Origin of the sequence: Paraburkholderia sp. 31.1 (assembly GCF_014397645.1) — a bacterium.
Lineage (GTDB): Bacteria > Pseudomonadota > Gammaproteobacteria > Burkholderiales > Burkholderiaceae > Paraburkholderia > Paraburkholderia tuberum.
Window position 1 is genome coordinate 56,990 of the sequence record NZ_VZQN01000002.1, and the last position, 16,184, is coordinate 73,173.

At 64.4% G+C, this 16,184-nt stretch carries 10 protein-coding genes and 1 pseudogene; 7 read left to right on the top strand and 4 right to left on the bottom strand.

What is annotated here, in order from left to right; all coding sequences use genetic code 11:
* Positions 1–57: 57 nt before the first annotated feature.
* The 3 genes from F6X37_RS01475 to nirB are packed head-to-tail and all read right to left on the bottom strand — an operon-like array spanning position 58 to position 7,238.
* Positions 58–4,242, bottom strand: a complete 4,185-nt coding sequence (locus F6X37_RS01475) for a bifunctional nitrate reductase/sulfite reductase flavoprotein subunit alpha (RefSeq protein WP_187610066.1) — start codon at positions 4,240–4,242, stop codon at positions 58–60.
* Positions 4,243–4,292: 50 nt separating this feature from the next.
* Entirely contained in the window at positions 4,293–4,658 is a 366-nt protein-coding gene (gene nirD, locus F6X37_RS01480) for a nitrite reductase small subunit NirD (protein WP_187610067.1), read from the bottom strand.
* A gap of 39 nt (positions 4,659–4,697) precedes the next feature.
* Positions 4,698–7,238 carry a nitrite reductase large subunit NirB gene (gene nirB, locus F6X37_RS01485; RefSeq protein WP_187610068.1) on the bottom strand — a complete coding sequence of 847 codons (2,541 nt, stop codon included), beginning with the start codon at positions 7,236–7,238 and terminating at the stop codon, positions 4,698–4,700.
* A gap of 387 nt (positions 7,239–7,625) precedes the next feature.
* Between nirB and F6X37_RS01490 the strand changes: the two are divergent.
* Positions 7,626–7,901: pseudogene (locus F6X37_RS01490) on the top strand (uroporphyrinogen-III C-methyltransferase); the annotation flags it as partial.
* Positions 7,902–7,939: 38 nt separating this feature from the next.
* Here F6X37_RS01490 and F6X37_RS01495 read toward each other — a convergent pair.
* Positions 7,940–8,821, bottom strand: a complete 882-nt coding sequence (locus F6X37_RS01495; protein ID WP_187610069.1) for an MOSC domain-containing protein — start codon at positions 8,819–8,821, stop codon at positions 7,940–7,942.
* A gap of 236 nt (positions 8,822–9,057) precedes the next feature.
* Here F6X37_RS01495 and F6X37_RS01500 point away from each other — a divergent pair, with 236 nt between their 5' ends.
* The 6 genes from F6X37_RS01500 to F6X37_RS01525 all read left to right on the top strand — a co-directional run bounded on the left by F6X37_RS01500 (position 9,058) and on the right by F6X37_RS01525 (position 16,124).
* Positions 9,058–10,515, top strand: coding sequence for a PDZ domain-containing protein (locus F6X37_RS01500; protein ID WP_262419772.1), 1,458 nt, complete (start codon positions 9,058–9,060; stop codon positions 10,513–10,515).
* 81 nt (positions 10,516–10,596) lie between these two features.
* On the top strand, positions 10,597–11,028 hold the full coding sequence (locus tag F6X37_RS01505; protein WP_090804862.1) for a carboxypeptidase regulatory-like domain-containing protein: 432 nt from the start codon (positions 10,597–10,599) through the stop codon (positions 11,026–11,028).
* Positions 11,029–11,163: 135 nt separating this feature from the next.
* Positions 11,164–11,787, top strand: coding sequence for a ubiquinol-cytochrome c reductase iron-sulfur subunit (gene petA, locus F6X37_RS01510; RefSeq protein WP_187610070.1), 624 nt, complete (start codon positions 11,164–11,166; stop codon positions 11,785–11,787).
* 96 nt (positions 11,788–11,883) lie between these two features.
* Complete coding sequence (locus tag F6X37_RS01515; protein WP_187610161.1) at positions 11,884–12,315, top strand: MarR family winged helix-turn-helix transcriptional regulator; 432 nt, start codon at positions 11,884–11,886, stop codon at positions 12,313–12,315.
* Between the two features lie 1,149 nt (positions 12,316–13,464).
* Positions 13,465–13,869: a heme-binding protein gene (locus F6X37_RS01520; protein WP_184033654.1), complete on the top strand. Its 405-nt coding sequence runs from the start codon at positions 13,465–13,467 to the stop codon at positions 13,867–13,869.
* A gap of 80 nt (positions 13,870–13,949) precedes the next feature.
* A complete protein-coding gene (locus tag F6X37_RS01525) occupies positions 13,950–16,124 on the top strand; it encodes a malate synthase G (RefSeq protein ID WP_187610071.1) in 2,175 nt (724 codons plus the stop codon).
* Positions 16,125–16,184 lie beyond the last annotated feature (60 nt).

A 16,184-nucleotide genomic window follows, 5' to 3' on the forward strand; every position in this document is an offset into this window, starting at 1 on the left:
ATCGTGTTGTCCGTTACGAGGCCTTTTTAAAGGCATCTTCTGCAACGCATCGGCGGCTCAATACACGTCGCGTGCATAACGCTTTTCGCGCGTCAGACGGCTCACGTATTCGAGTGCTTTCTCTTCGCTCATGCCACCATGAGTCGTGATGACGTCCTTCAGCGCCGCATCGACATCGCGCGCCATCCGGTTCGCGTCGCCGCATACATAGAAGTGCGCACCGTCTTCGAGCCATGCCCACAGTTGCGCACCGTGTTCGCGCATGCGGTCCTGCACATAGATCTTGTCGGCCTGGTCACGCGAGAACGCGACGTCGAGCCGGGTCAGCAGACCGCTCGCGCGCATCGCTTCGAGTTCGTCGCGATAGTAGAAGTCGGTCGCGGCATGCTGTTCGCCGAAGAACAGCCAGTTGCGTCCGCGCTCGCCGCGTGCCTGCCGTTCGTGCAGAAAGCCGCGAAACGGTGCGATGCCGGTGCCCGGCCCGACCATGATCATCGGCGTGTCCGATTGATGAGGAGGACGAAAGTGCGCGGACTTCTGCACGAACACGGGCACGTCGGTGTCGCTTGCGCGATCCGCGAGAAACGTCGACGACACGCCCTTGCGGTGCCGCCGCCCATTCGTATACCGCACCGCCGACACCGTCAGATGCACTTCGCCCGGATGCGCCTTCGGGCTCGATGCGATCGAATACAGACGCGGCTGCAGACGCTTCAGCATGCCGGTCAGCTCGGCGGCCGAGAGGCTCACCGGAAACTCGTGCAATACGTCGGCGAGCTGCTGTCCCCATAGCCATTGCTTCAGATCCGCCTTGCGTTCGGGCGCGAGCAGATCGCCCAGCGCGCCGTTGCCGCTGCGCGCCGCGACGAACGCGAGCGCCTCGGCGCTCGGCCGCGCGATCTCGTAGTGCTTGCCGAGCGCATCGGCGAGCCGCATGTCGCCGATACCCGCGACGTGCACCGATGCCTCCGCGTGCAAACCGCTCAGCGTGATCAGTTCGTCGACGAGTTCGGGGCAGTTGCTCGGCCACACGCCGAGCGCATCGCCCGCTTCGTATTCGAGGTTCGTCTCGCCCGTTTGCAGCGACACGTAGCGCGTATCCTTCGCGGCGCCCTGCCGGTTCAGGCGCAGATTGCCGACGACGCGCGACGCGGCCGGCCGCGCCTTGGTCGGCACCGCGCCCACCACCGCGTTGATCATGCCGCCCGGCGGCACCGCGTACAGCGCGGCATCCGCCTGCTTGATGCAGACGATCACGCGTTCGAGCCATGCATCGGCGCCCTGCTGATATTCAATATCGCAATCGACGCGCTCGGTCAGACGCAGCGCACCCTGCGCGGCGAGCCGCTCGTCCAGACGGCGGCCGTGACCGCAGAACTGATCGTAGTTGCGATCGCCGAGCGCGAGCACCGCGAAACGCACGCCGTCGAGGCGCGGCGCCGTGGCGGCGTTCAGTTGCGTCCAGAAGTCCTGCGCGTTGTCGGGCGCATCGCCGTCGCCGAACGTGCTCGTCATCAGCAGTACGTATTGCGCCTTCGCGAGCGTCGCGAACGAATAGTCGGCCATGCACGCGGTGCGGATTTCGAAGCCCGATTCCATCAGACGCGTCGCGTAACGCTCGGTCAGCGATTCGGTGTTGCCGGTTTGCGAGGCCCACAACAGCGTGACCTTCGGCCGCACGCGCACGATGCGCACGCCCGATTCGCGTGGCTCTTCCTGTGCGAGATTCGGCCGCAAAGCAGCGGTCGACGTCTGGGCTGTCGTCGCGCTGCGGCTATACAGTCCCGCAAGCAGACCATCGACATAGAGCCGCTTCACCGCATCGAACGGTGCGCTGTGCGGCAGCACCGGCACGTTGACGAGACCTTGCGCTTCGGCCGAACGCAGGCCACTAACGAAACCCGCCAGATACGCGCGCTCCGCGTCGCTGAGCGACGGCATGGGCGCGGGCTCGGGCGGCAGTTGCAGCAAAGTCGTGAGGGCTTCGATACGAGGCATGGGTTGATCCTTGGCGCTGGGCGCTAAAACCGCTGCGTCGGCGGGCGTAGAGAGCGCATCGTCGTCATTGCAAGCGCTCGCGTCGCGATCCGCCGTCACCGGACTCAGCGCGACCGTGCAGACTTTCAGTTCGGGCTGCAGAGAAACCGGATCGACCGCGTCGTTGGTCACCGCATTGATGCACAGTTCGTCGCCGAAGACGTCGTTCCAGTGCATCGGGGCGAAGCACTGACCCGCGCTCACACGGTCGGTGACGACGGCGGGCAGGACCGCGCGGCCGCGCCGCGAACGGATCTCGACCGCGTCCTTCGCGCGAATCCCGAGTTCGGCCGCGTCGTCCGGATGAATTTCGACGAAGGGTCCGGGGTTCAGCTTGTTCAGCATCGCGACCTTGCCGGTCTTGGTCATCGTGTGCCACTGATGCTGCAGACGGCCCGTGTTCAACACGACCGGAAATTCGCGATCGGGCAACTCGGCCGCGGGCTGATACGCACGCGCGAAAAACTTCGCCCTGCCGCTCGCGGTCGGAAAAGCAATGCGCGGGTGGCCGCCATCTTCCGACTCCCTGAGTGTCTGGCTCACGCCGTCATTCAGATAGCGAAGCGGATTGCGCTCGGACGAATCGGCCGACGCGATCGGCCACTGCAGTGGCGAGTCCTTCAAGCGGCGATGGCTCGCGCCGCGCAGGTCGTAGCCGGTCGCGGGGTTCGCCGCGCGCGTGAGTTCGGCGAACACTTCGTCGGCGCTCGCATAGCTGAACGCATCGGCAAAGCCCATTTCACACGCGATGCGCGCGATGATCTGCCAGTCGGGCAGCGCCGCGCCGGGCGGTTCGATGGCTTGCTGCATCAGCGTCAGATTGCGCTCCGAGTTGACCATCACGCCTTCGGCTTCGGCCCACAACGCGCCGGGCAGCAACACGTCGGCGTAGCGGTTCGTTTCGGTATCGAGGAACGCGTCCTGCGCGATCACGAGTTCGGTCGCGCGCAAACCGGCGATCGCGGTCTGCCGGTTCGGGACGGTCGCGACCGGATTCGTGCAGATGATCCAGCACGCCTTGATGTCGCCCGCGGCCATGCGCGCGAACATGTCGATCGTGCCGTGGCCCGCGTCCGCTTTGAGCGTGCCCGGTGCGATGCCCCACAGTGCTTCGACGAACGCGCGATCTGCGGCGACCAGCGCCGAACGCTGCCCCGGCAGACCATGGCCCAGATAGCCCATTTCGCGGCCGCCCATCGCGTTCGGTTGGCCCGTCAGCGAGAACGGTCCACTGCCGCGCCGGCAGATGCGGCCCGTCGCCAGATGCAGATTGCACAGCGCGTTGGTGTGCCACGTGCCGTGCGTGCTCTGGTTCAGGCCCATCGTCCAGCAACTCATCCAGTCTTTGGCCGACCCGATCATCTGCGCGGCGCGACGGATCTCGTCGGCAGCGAGGCCCGTAATGCGGGCGACGTTCTCCGGCGTGTACCCGGCCAGAAACGCGGGCATCGCGTCCCAGCCTTCGGTGTGTTCGGCGATAAAAGCCGCATCCGTTGCGCCGTTTTCGTGCAGCAGATGCAGCAGACCGTTCAGCAGCGCGAGGTCGGTGCCGGGTTTGATCTGCAGGAACAGATCGGCTTTCACGGCGGTCGTGTTGCGGCGCGGATCGACGACGATCAGCTTCGCGCCCGCCTTCACGCGATCCATCATGCGCAGGAACAGGATCGGGTGGCAGTCGGCCATATTCGCGCCGCTGACGAAAAACAGATCCGCGTGATCGAAGTCTTCGTACGAGCCGGGCGGGCCGTCCGCACCGAGCGACAGCTTGTAGCCGCTCGCCGCGCTCGCCATGCACAGGCGCGAATTCGCTTCGATATTGTTCGTGCCGATAAAGCCCTTCGCGAGCTTGTTGACCAGATACTGCGCTTCGAGCGACATCTGCCCCGACACGTAAAACGACAGCGCATCGGGACCATGCTCGTCGAGCACGCGCCGCAGACGCGCGGCGGTATCGCTCAGCGCCTGCGTCATCGGCAGCGGCACCGGGTCTTCGTCGCGCGCACGACGCACGAACGCGCCTTCGAGACGACCCGACTTGCGCAGCGCGACGTGGGCCGACTGCCCTTTGGTGCAGAGCCGGCCCAGGTTGGCCGGATGCTCCTTGTCGCCAGCGATCTTCACGACCTGGCCGTCCTCGACGTGCAGCACCATGCCGCAGCCGACGCCGCAATACGGACACACGCTCTTTACGCTGGTAGCAGACATGCGCGAATGATCGGGTTGAAACATCAGAACGATGGACAAAGGCCGCTACCTCAAACGGCGACCCACACCTGGCCGTTTTCGACGCGCGTGGCAAATGCGCTGACCGAATACGACGGCGTTTCGAGGCATTCGCCCGTGCGCAGATCGAAGTGATGCTTGTAGATCGGCGACGCGACCACGATGCGCTCGCCGAGGCTGCCGACGAGTCCGCGCGACAGCACCGCCGCGTGCGAACCCGGATCGAAGTTTTCGATCGCGTAGACCGTGGGCTCGGCCGGCGACTCGACCTGGCCGCCATCGACGTGAAACACGGCCACCTGTTCGCCATTGACGAGCGCGCAAACGCCGGTGTTCGGCACGATGTCGTCGAGTGCGCAGATCACGGTCCAGGCGCGGGGCAAGCGTTCGTTCTTCATGACTGGGCTCCTTTTGAGTTAAGCGGGAATCGGATGAGGTCAAACCGTCTCGACGACAACGGGAATCTCGATGCGTTGCACCTGCCGCTCAGCGGGCGTTGCCGGCCGGATCTGTCCGCGCTCCTCGACGAACGCGACGTTGCTATCGGACTCGCCGCTGTTGACGAAATGGCGGAAGCGCTTGCGCGTTTCGGGATCGGTGACGGCCTTTTTCCATTCGCACTCGTACGTGTCGACCACATGCTGCATCTCCACTTCGAGCTCGGTGGCGACGCCAAGGCGATCGTCGACGATCACGTCGATCAGATAGTCGAGCCCGCCTTCGAGGTTGTCGCGCCACACGCTGGTGCGTTGCAGTCGGTCGGCGGTGCGCACGTAGAACATCAGGAAGCGGTCGATATAGCGCACGAGCGTCGCCTTATCGAGGTCCGCGGCGAGCAGTTCCGCGTGACGCGGCTTCATGCCGCCGTTGCCGCACACGTACAGATTCCAGCCCTTCTCGGTCGCGATCACGCCGACGTCCTTGCCCTGCGCTTCCGCGCATTCGCGGGTGCAGCCCGACACGCCGAACTTGATCTTGTGCGGCGTGCGCAGGCCCTTGTAGCGATTCTCGAGTTCGACCGCGAGACCGACCGAATCGCCGACGCCATAGCGGCACCACGTCGAGCCGACGCACGACTTCACCGTACGCAGCGATTTGCCGTACGCGTGACCCGATTCGAAGCCGGCCGCGATCAGCTCTTCCCAGATCGACGGCAATTGCTCGACGCGCGCGCCGAACAGATCGACACGCTGGCCACCGGTGATCTTCGTGTAGAGGCCATATTTCTTCGCGACCTGCGCGACCGCGATCAGGCCGTCGGGCGTCACTTCGCCGCCCGGCATGCGCGGCACGACCGAATAGGTGCCGTCGCGCTGGATGTTCGCGAGGTAGTAGTCGTTGGTGTCCTGCAGCGACGCGTGCTCCTTCTTCAGCACGAATTCGTTCCAGCACGACGCGAGAATGCTCGCGACCGCCGGCTTGCAGATGTCGCAACCGAGCCCGCGGCCATGCTTGGCGAGCAGCGCGCCGAAACTGCGCACTCCCTCGACGCGCACGAGGTGATACAGCTCCTGGCGCGAATACGGGAAGTGCTCGCAGACGTGGTTGTTCACCGCGAGGCCCTGCTTCTTCATCTCGGCCTTCATCACCTGCGTGACGAGCGGCACGCAGCCGCCGCACGAGGTGCCCGCGCCGGTCGCGCTCTTCAACGCGCCGATGTCGGTCGCGCCCGCGCACACGGCTGCGCACAGCTCGCCCTTCGACACGTTGTTGCACGAGCAGATCTGCGCGGCCGCGGGCAACGCCTCGACGCCGAGCGCCGGCTTCGCGCTGCCGTCCGCTTGCGGCAGGATCAGAAATTCGGGGGACGCTGGCAGCTCGATGCGGTTCAGCATCATCTGCAGCAGCGTGCCATATTCGCTCGCGTCGCCGACCATCACGCCGCCGAGCAGATGCTTGCCGCAATCGGACACGACGAGCTTCTTGTAGATCTGCTTGCGTTCGTCGCTGAACTGGTAGGTGCGGCTGCCCGGCGTATTGCCGTGCGCGTCGCCGATGCTGGCGACGTCGACGCCCATCAGCTTGAGCTTCGTGCTCATGTCGGCGCCCGCGAATTCGGCCGGGTCGCCGAGCAACTGCTTCGCGACCACGCGCGCCATCTCGTAGCCGGGCGCGACGAGCCCGAACAGCTGGCCGTGCCACAGCGCGCATTCGCCGATCGCATAGATGTGCGGATCGCTGGTGCGGCACGCGTCGTCGATGGCGATGCCGCCGCGCGCGCCGAGTTCGAGGCCGCATGCGCGCGCGAGATCGTCGCGCGGACGAATGCCGGCGGAGAACACGATCATGTCGGTGTCGAGATGGCTGTCGTCGGCGAACTGCATGCGGTGCGTGCCCGCTTCGCCGTCGACGATCGCCGTCGTGTTCTTCTGCGTGTGCACCGTGACGCCAAGCTCTTCGATCCGGCCGCGCAATACCCGGCCGCCGCCGTCGTCGACCTGCACTGCCATCAGGCGCGGCGCGAATTCGACCACGTGCGTTTGCAGACCCATGTCGCGCAGCGCCTTCGCGCATTCGAGACCGAGCAGGCCCCCGCCCACGACCGTGCCCGTTTTCGAGCGGGCGCCGCATTCGCGCATCGCTTCGAGATCGTCGATCGTTCGATAGACGAAGCAGTCGCCGCGCTCGCGGCCCGGCACCGGCGGCACGAACGGATAGGAGCCGGTCGCGAACACGAGGCGGTCGTAGGGCAGCGTTTCGCCGGTCGCGACCGTCACCGTGCGCGCGTCGCGATCGACCGCGACCGCCCGCGTGTTCAGCTTCAGTTGCACGCCGTGGCGCTCGAAGAAGCCCGGCTCGACGAGCGACAGGTCATCGGCGGTCTTGCCCGAGAAGAACTCGGACAGATGCACGCGATCGTAGGCCGGTCGCGATTCTTCGCCCAGCACCGTGATGTCGAGATCGTGCGCGGCCCGTTGCGCCAGGCATTCGACCAGTTTGTGGCCGACCATCCCGTGACCGATAACGATGATTTTCATGAGCGCGCTGTCCTCTGGTGTCTGGCGAAAGCGATTGCGGAAATAAAAACGGCGTCCCGCGAATCCAGCCGAGGGGCCGAATTCGGGGGACGCCGTTGTCCTGTTGGGTGCTGCGGGGCGCGTGCAGTTGTGCTGCAAGCGCGACGAACCCACGTTGGTCCGATGGCAACGCTTATCGCAAGGGCTGTGCCAATTTCGATAAATGCGCCCGAAAGCGCAGTGTGGCGGGGATTTGCGGCAAGTCGCGCGGCTTCGGACCGGAGCCCGCGCGCGACGCGTTTTGAGGCGGCCAGGCACAGGGATGGTGCGACGCAGCACTGTCGACGTGCGAAACGAAGGCGCACGGGCGTGCGATCGCCGTCATGTTTTCCGCGTGAATCGCAAGGTGTGGCAACGGCCGCCGCTGCGTTGCTCGCGCACCTGCCGGCCGAAACGCCGGCCGCGGTCGTGCAGTGGGCCGGCGGCAGCGACGAGCGGCGCCTGTTGACGCGGCTCGATCGGCTCGCCGCCGATGCGCTCGGCGCCGGCTTCGGCAGTCCGGCGGTGATTCTGGTGGGCAATGCGGTTGGCGAGAGCGCCGAAGCGCCTTGCTGGGAACGCGAAGCTCGCGGCAATCGAGATGGGCAAACACTACCCGCGTCGGCCATGGCGCGGGCAGCCTGATCGGCGCTCGAAGCGGGCCTCGCCCGCCTTTCATCCCATCAGTCGCCGAACCCGAGCTCCGCGTCGACCTGCTGCCCGACGCGCAGCCAGGCCCCCGCCCCGCTCGCGACCAGCGCGTTGTTGCCGAATGTGACCGCGCCGTCGAAGCGTTCGCTGACTCGGTAACCGAGCATCGTGTCGGTCGGCTCGTTCGGCCAGTCGGGATCGGGCGCGCCGCGCGCCTGATCGATGGTCGGCATCGGACAGCGCGTGCACAGCTTGACGAGCCGTAACTCGACGCGCGCGCTCGAGTCCGCATTCGCGCCGACGGCGAGTGTCTCGACATAGTCCTCTTCATAGGCATCGAGGCCGCTGAGCACGATATTGGGCCTGAAGCGATCGATTCTGATCGACGGTGCGCCTTTGCCGTTCAGGCGCGCGTTCAGATCGTCGAGCGAGGCCTGGCCGATCACCAGCAGCGGAAAGCCGTCGGCAAAAAAGGTCGTGGCGCCCCCCGTGCTGTCCGTATAGTCCGGATCGACGACGCGTTCCCGCTCGGGATCGAAGCGCAGCAAGCGCGCGGGCAGACCGAGGAACTCCGTGAACCAGGCCGCCGTTTCTGCGCCGGTGTCGAGCCCGTAGGCCGCGTCGCGCCACACCGCGGTAGCGACCCTGGGTGCCGCGGCGAGCCGCGCGGCATCGAGCGGCGTGCGCAGCTCACGCATGCCCGGCGCGCTGACGATCAGATCCTCTGCGTCGAGTTCGACCTTGATCAGCGCCATGCGCGGATACGCGCGCTGCGTGAACATCGCGCCTTCGGGATCGACGATCATCCAGTTGCGGTCGTATTCGAGGCCCGTCGCCAACAGCCGCGCCTCGGTGAGCGCGATGCCCGCGCAGGATTTGATCGGATAGACGAACAGTTCGTTGATGGTAGGCATGGTTGCACGCGCGTAGGGAGCGCAGTTCCGGCGAAAATCGGGGACTGAAAGTAGATCCGTATAGTACCGAAATTAGCGTTGACGGGGACGTGCGAGCCGGACCCTCTCATCGGGCTTTTTTAAGCTTGTTTTAAAAGTGGCGACCTAGAGTCGAATCACAGCAGCATGGAGAACGCATCGGACAGACGCGTTACTCCGACTCAACCGACTCAACAGCTCGTGTCGGGGGGCATGTGATGCGACGCGACAACCTCAAGTACTTCCTGATCGTGGAATGTCTGACCGTGACGGTGTCCGCGGGCTGCATGGCGCAATCCCCTCCGAACAACGTAAGCTCCGGCGCGAATGTGCCGGCTGCCAGGCTTCCAGGCCACGACACGGCGCCCGCGATAGTGACGGACTTCTCGCGCCTCGTCAGCGAAGAAGGCAAAGCAGTCGTCAATATCAGCGTGACAGCGGCTCAACCCGTCGCCACCTTCACTCCCCTCTGGCCGCCGGCCGGCAGCGAAGACGATCCTTTTACCCGGCAGTTCCAGCAGTTCGCCTACGCCCCTCCTGGCGCGACAGGCCTGGCATCGCAACGCAGCGGCTCTGGATTCATCATCGCCGCCGATGGTTACATTCTCACCGACTCCAGCCTGATAACCAAAGAAACCCGAATCAGCGTGACGCTAAAGGACGGTCGCAAGTTCAAGGCCAAGGTGGTCGGCGACGACCCAGCGAGCGGTATCGCGCTGCTCAAGATTCCCGCCACCAAACTGCCGACAGTCAAAATTGGCTCACCGTCCGCGAACAAGGCCGGTCAGTGGGTCGTCTCGATCGGCTCCCCTTATGGACTGAACGACACGGTGACGGCAGGCATCATCAGCAACATGTCGCGGCCTTTGCCAGGCGAGTCGTATGTACCGCTTATCCAGACTGACGTGACCGAAAATGCGGGCGACGCAGGCAGCCCGGTGTTCAGTCTGAACGGCAACGTCATTGGGATCGAAATGCCTGTCACGAAAGAGATCGGCGACGTTGAAGGAGCCGCGTTCGTGCTGCCGATCGATGAAGCGATGAAAGTTGCCCGACAGTTGCAACTGCACCACGAGGCGGAACACGGACGCCTCGGCATCACGATTCAGGATGTCAGTTGGCCGCTTGCGCAATCTTTCGGTCTGAACAGGCCGCAAGGGGCGCTCGTCAGCTCGGTCGACCCGCGAGGACCGGCTGCCAGGTCCGGTCTCAGACCAGGCGACGTCATCATGAAGGTCAATGGCGTTGATATTCCAGATTCGACTCAGTTGCCCGTCACAGTAGCCGATCTCAAACCGGGCACATCCGTCCATCTCGTGTACTGGCGCGATAACGCCACGCACGATACGACAGTCGCGCTTGGCAGTCTGAATGCCACTCCTGCCGAGACCCCGGCCATTGCGCAGGTCGCAGCTCCCGATGGGTTGACCGTGCGTGGTTTGACCGCACAGGAGCGACACGACGCAGGTGTCGAAGGTGGTGTCCTGGTCGAAAAAAGCACGGGGGCCGGCGCGCTCGCCGGCATCGAACCGGGAGACATCATCCTGATGGTCGACAGCACTCATGTAGCAAGTCCCGCCCAGTTCCGGCGGAAAGCGGCGAACAGCGATAACGCGGTCGCGCTATTGGTCCAACGCGACGGACAGCGCATGTTCGTCACCATCGACATGGGCTAGGGTCTGTTTATATATGTAAATAGACCCTGGCAGCGCAGTGGCGGCGCGTACCTCATCGCCACACTTTACGAGGAGCTCGAAATGAACCAGCACGCAATCGTCAAAGTTGGCTTGACGGCACTCGCACTGAGTGCAAGCGTCCAATACGCGTTCGCGGCAACTCAGCCTTTACCCGCGGTACAGCACGAGGGTGAGGTTACGTTCCTGAGCGGCGGGATCGGCCTTGGCCAATCCACCGCTATCAAGGAGGTCATGCCAAGGTATCCACTCACGCTCGAGTTTGCGGGCAAGGCGGCTAGCGGCAACGAGTACCTTGCGAATATCCCGGTGACGCTATCCGACATGCACGGCAATACGATATTGCAGACCACCGCAAAGGGTCCTTTCCTGTTGGCGTCGCTGCCTCACGGCCGGTATAGCGTAAGCGCCACATATAACGGCAAGACGGAGCGCAGGGACGTGAATATCGCTCCGTCGTCGCATGTGCATGAAGTGTTCCTGTGGTCGATGTAGACCGGTGTTTCGCCTTTCTGGCCGCACGCGATCCGATTCGCCGGCTTTCCGGCGCGTGACGACCGCGGCGGTGCATTCGGTAACCGGTACTCATGAAAAGTCGCGATGGGCAACCGAACCGACTCGGAGCTTGCCATGAAAAACGGTTCCAGCGAGCCTCTCGACGAAACCCGCCGCAGATGGCTCATCGCCACATCGGCCGTCGGCGCCATAGGAGGCGTGGCGGTCGTCGTTCCTTTTGTCGACTCGTTTGCGCCGCCAGCGAGTGCGAGGGCAGCCGGGGCGCCAGTCAGCGCCGACATTAGCAGACTCGAGCCTGGCAGCATGATGACCGTGGCGTGGCGCGGCAAGCCGATTTTCATCGTCAACAGAACCAACGAGATGCTGGCGGCCGTGCTCAAGGCCAACCCGATGGTCGCCGACCCGCATACCGTGCATCCGTTCTCGATACCGCTGCCGGCCTACTGCAACAACGAATACCGGTCGCGCCCGGATCATCGCAACATACTCGTTGTGATCGGCGTGTGCACCCATCTCGGCTGCACCCCGCTGCCCCGCTTCCAGCCCGGGCCGCAACCCAGTCTGCCCGACGATTGGCCCGGGGGCTTTCTGTGCCCTTGTCACGGCTCGACTTACGACCTGGCCGGTCGAGTGTTCAAAGACAAACCCGCGCCCCAGAATCTGGATGTGCCGCGTTACATGTTTGCGTCGTCGACGAGCGTCGTTATCGGACAGGATGAAAAAGGCGAGGAGGCATAGCCGCGGCATACGGTCGAGGACGCGGGAAGTTGCTGCTACGGTCACGCAATACCAGGTAGCAAAGTGAAGCAAACATCACCGCACATCCGGGTCGGCATGCCCAACAAGCAGGATCTCGAAGCCATGTCGGCATTCCGTTACCAGTTACGCAGGTTCCTGCGGTATTCGGAAGAAGTTACTCACGCGGAAGGAGTCACGCCTCTGCAATATCAGATGCTCCTTCACGTCAGGGGATTTCCCGACCGCTCCTGGGCCAGTATCGGCGAACTGGCTGAACGGTTGCAGGCAGCGCCCAACGGCACCGCGGCGCTCGTGTCCCGCTGCGAAGCCGCCGGGCTCGTCGAGCGTCACCCTGACGCTTCCGACCGGCGACTCGTGCAGGTCCACCTGACGGAAAAAGGCGAGCGGTGCCTGTCGAAGCTCGCGATGCTGCATAAGCGGGAAATCGAGTCATTCGGTTGGGCGCTGGGGCAGTTTCAGGTTCAACAGACACCACTGGTTGGCGGGACTGCTGGATCGTCCGATTGATATTGACGCCGCGGCCCTGCAATGCGGGTCGGCCATCGGCGCTCACATCCGCGAGATTCTTCGTTTGCCGGGCCTTCAGCGTATGGATAGCAGGCACCCGCCACAAGGCGTCCCCGCACGGTGGAGAGAACGGGCGATCATTATCGTGCCGGCACGGGGAAAGCCTTTAAGCCTGCTTTAATCGCCACTGCATAGATTGAAAGCGTACCAGGCCTGTCGTGCCTTCAACGAGCCAACGATCGATCCGCCACTGCCGACGCGGAGCAAGGTTGATCGCTGCAGAGCTCCACTGATCGAAGCTGACAGACGGTTGACTGGCACTCTACTGGTTCTCTCGCACAAGGAGGACACACCATGCGTACGCTGCCTGCACTATGCGCTGGAATATGTTTGGGCTTCGCCCAGCTTGCCATCGCGCACCCGACCTCGGACGTCGCCCCGAAAACCGGGTGCAAGGATTTCTCCGCGATCGCCATTCATCAAGGCCCCCCGATCGCTGACTGGGTCGCACCGCCGAGCCGTCATCGTGTGGTCCGGACTGACAGCGCGATCATAGTCAATGCTGCTGCCCCGGTTGGCCTCATTGTCGGCGAGTGCGGGAAACCGACCTGATAGAGGTCGAACGCAGATCGAACGTTTCTTCGGGCGTATCAGCCAGTTTCGGCTGCCTTCCACTGGTTTCGACTGGTTCGTGGGCGGCTAACCGGTGTTCGCGTCGCCCATGCGCGGGTCTGGATCACTCGTGAAAGCGTGAACCGGGCCTAGTTCGCTTGCCGCTGTCATCCGACGATAAACCGAAGCCGTCGCCCCCGCTACGGCTTGCGGCGCGACCATTGTCTGGCCGCATTGAAGGCTTCGAAAACCAGCTCATCGGCTGGTCTACCTCGTTATTTCTGAACCAGGCCGCGCTTGTGGACCGCCCGGCGCGTGGCGTTGCGGCGGCACTGTCGAGCGCACGGGCAGAGCCGCCTCGCGAGGCCGCCGTTTCGCGCTGCCTCGCGCGGAAGTAAAATCGTCGGATCAGCCGCGCGCCGGAGAGCCGCAAGAACCTTGCAACGGAGCCCCGAGGATCTCCTGAAGCGCCGCATCGCCGGTTACCGAAAGAAGCTGTAGACGCCACCTTCCCATCATCGAGACAGGAAATTCATTATGTTGACCAAACCCATGTTGACCGTCGCCGAGACGACCCGCATTGTCGATGCCGCCCGCGCGGAAGCCGAGAAGAACAAATGGCCTGTCGCGATCGTCGTCGCGGACGACGGCGGCCATCCGCTCGCGGTGCTGCGTCTCGACGGCGCGGCGCCCTCCACCTCGTATATCGCGACCGAAAAAGCGCGCACCGCGGCGCTCGGCCGGCGCGAAACCAAGGTCTATGAAGACATGATCAACAACGGCCGCACCGCGTTCCTCAGCGCACCGCTGCAGGGCACGCTCGAAGGCGGGGTGCCGGTGATCGTCGACGGCCACGTGGTCGGCGCGGTCGGCGTGTCGGGCGTCAAGTCGGAGCAGGATGCGCAGATCGCGAAAGCCGGCATTCAGGCGCTCGGCGTGTAAAGCGCCGAGCGCCAAAGCAATCCCGAGACACAACGCGGACCGATGCCCCCTCGTCGGTCCCATAACAGATGGAGCAGTCGATGACTCAGATGAACCCGCGCGGCGGACTGCAGGTCGCCGCCAACCTCGACCAGTTCGTCGAATCCGAAGCCCTGCCCGGCACCGGTATCGACAGCGCCGCTTTCTGGTCGGGATTCGACGCCCTCGTGCACGAGCTGGCGCCCAAAAATCGGGCGTTGCTCGCCGAGCGCGACCGCCTGCAAAGCGAACTCGACAACTGGCATCGGGCCAATCCCGGCCCGGTGCGGGATCTGCGCGCGTATCGTGCGTTTCTCGAAGGCATCGGCTACATCGTGCCCGTGCCCACCAGCGTCCAGGCCACGACCGACCACGTGGACAGCGAAATCTCCGGACAGGCCGGCCCGCAGCTCGTCGTGCCGCTGTCGAACCAGCGCTACGCGCTGAACGCCGCAAACGCGCGCTGGGGCAGCCTGTACGACGCGCTGTACGGCACCGACGCGATCCCCGAAACGGACGGCGCGGAAAAGCAGAAGGGCTTCAACCCGGTGCGCGGCGCAGCCGTGATCGCGTACGCGCGCAAGTTCCTCGATCAGGCCGCGCCGCTCGCGAACGGCTCGCACGCGGACGCAACGCGCTATAGCGTCGAGAACGGCCAACTGGTCGTCGCGCTGAAGAGCGGCACCACGGCGCTGAAGACACCCGCGCAGTTGGTCGGTTATCAGGGCGACGCGAGCACGCCGTCGGCGGTGCTGCTCAAGCACAACGGCCTGCACGTCGAGATCCAGATCGATGCGAACGATTCGATCGGCAAGACCGATGCCGCCCATGTGAAGGACATCGTCGTCGAAGCGGCCGTCACCACGATCATCGATTGCGAAGACTCGGTCGCAGCCGTCGACGCCGACGACAAGGTGCAGCTCTATCGCAACTGGCTCGGCCTGATGAACGGCGACCTGACCGAACAGGTCACGAAGAACGGCAAGACCTTCACGCGCCGGCTCAATGCCGATCGCGAATACATCGGCGCAGACGGCAAGTCGCAGGTCAAGCTGCATGGCCGCTCGCTGCTGTTCATCCGCAACGTCGGCCATCTGATGACGAACCCGGCCGTGTTGACAAAAGATGGCCACGAGATTCCGGAAGGCATTCTCGACGCGGTGATCACCACGCTGTGCGCGCTGCGCGACCGCCAGAACAAGCTGAACTCGCGCACCGGCTCGATCTATATCGTGAAGCCGAAGATGCACGGACCGGCCGAAGTCGCGTTCGCGAGCGAACTGTTCGCGCGCGTCGAAGACCTGCTGAAGCTGCCGCGCAACACGATCAAGATGGGCATCATGGACGAGGAGCGCCGCACCAGCGTGAATCTGCTCGCCTGTATCGCCGAAGCGTCGGCGCGCGTCGCGTTCATCAACACGGGCTTCCTCGATCGCACCGGCGACGAGATGCACTCGGCGATGGAAGCGGGCCCGATGATGCGCAAGGGCGAAATGAAGTCGAGCAAGTGGATCACGTCGTACGAGCGCAGCAACGTGCTGGTCGGTTTGAGCGCGGGCCTGCGCGGCCGCTCGCAGATCGGCAAGGGCATGTGGGCGATGCCCGACCTGATGCACGCGATGCTAGAGCAGAAGATCGGCCATCCGAAGGCCGGCGCGAACACCGCGTGGGTGCCCTCGCCGAGCGCGGCGACGCTGCACGCGCTGCACTATCACCAGGTCGACGTGCAGGCGGTCCAGCAGGAACTCGAACGCACCGACTATGCGACGGTGCGCGACGAACTGCTCGACGGCCTGCTGACGATTCCGGTCGTCGAAAAGGCGCAATGGAGCGACGACGAAATCCGCGCCGAGGTCGACAACAACGCGCAGGGCATTCTCGGCTATGTGGTGCGCTGGATCGACCAGGGCGTCGGCTGCTCGAAAGTGCCGGACATTCACAACGTCGGCCTGATGGAAGACCGCGCGACGCTGCGTATTTCGAGCCAGCACATCGCCAACTGGCTGTATCACGGTGTGATCAAGCGCGAGCTCGTCGAGGAGACGTTCAAGCGCATGGCCAAGGTGGTGGACGCGCAAAACGCCGGTGATCCGCTCTACCAGCCGATGGCGCCCGGCTTCGACACGATCGCGTTCAAGGCCGCGCAGGCGCTCGTCTTCGAGGGGCGCCAGCAGCCGAGCGGATATACCGAGCCGTTGCTGCACAAGTTCCGGCTCGAGGTGAAGAAGCAGGGTTGAGGCCGTCCGGCCGAAACGACGACGGGCGCCGTGCAATGCGGCGCCCGTTTTTCCTTCCAG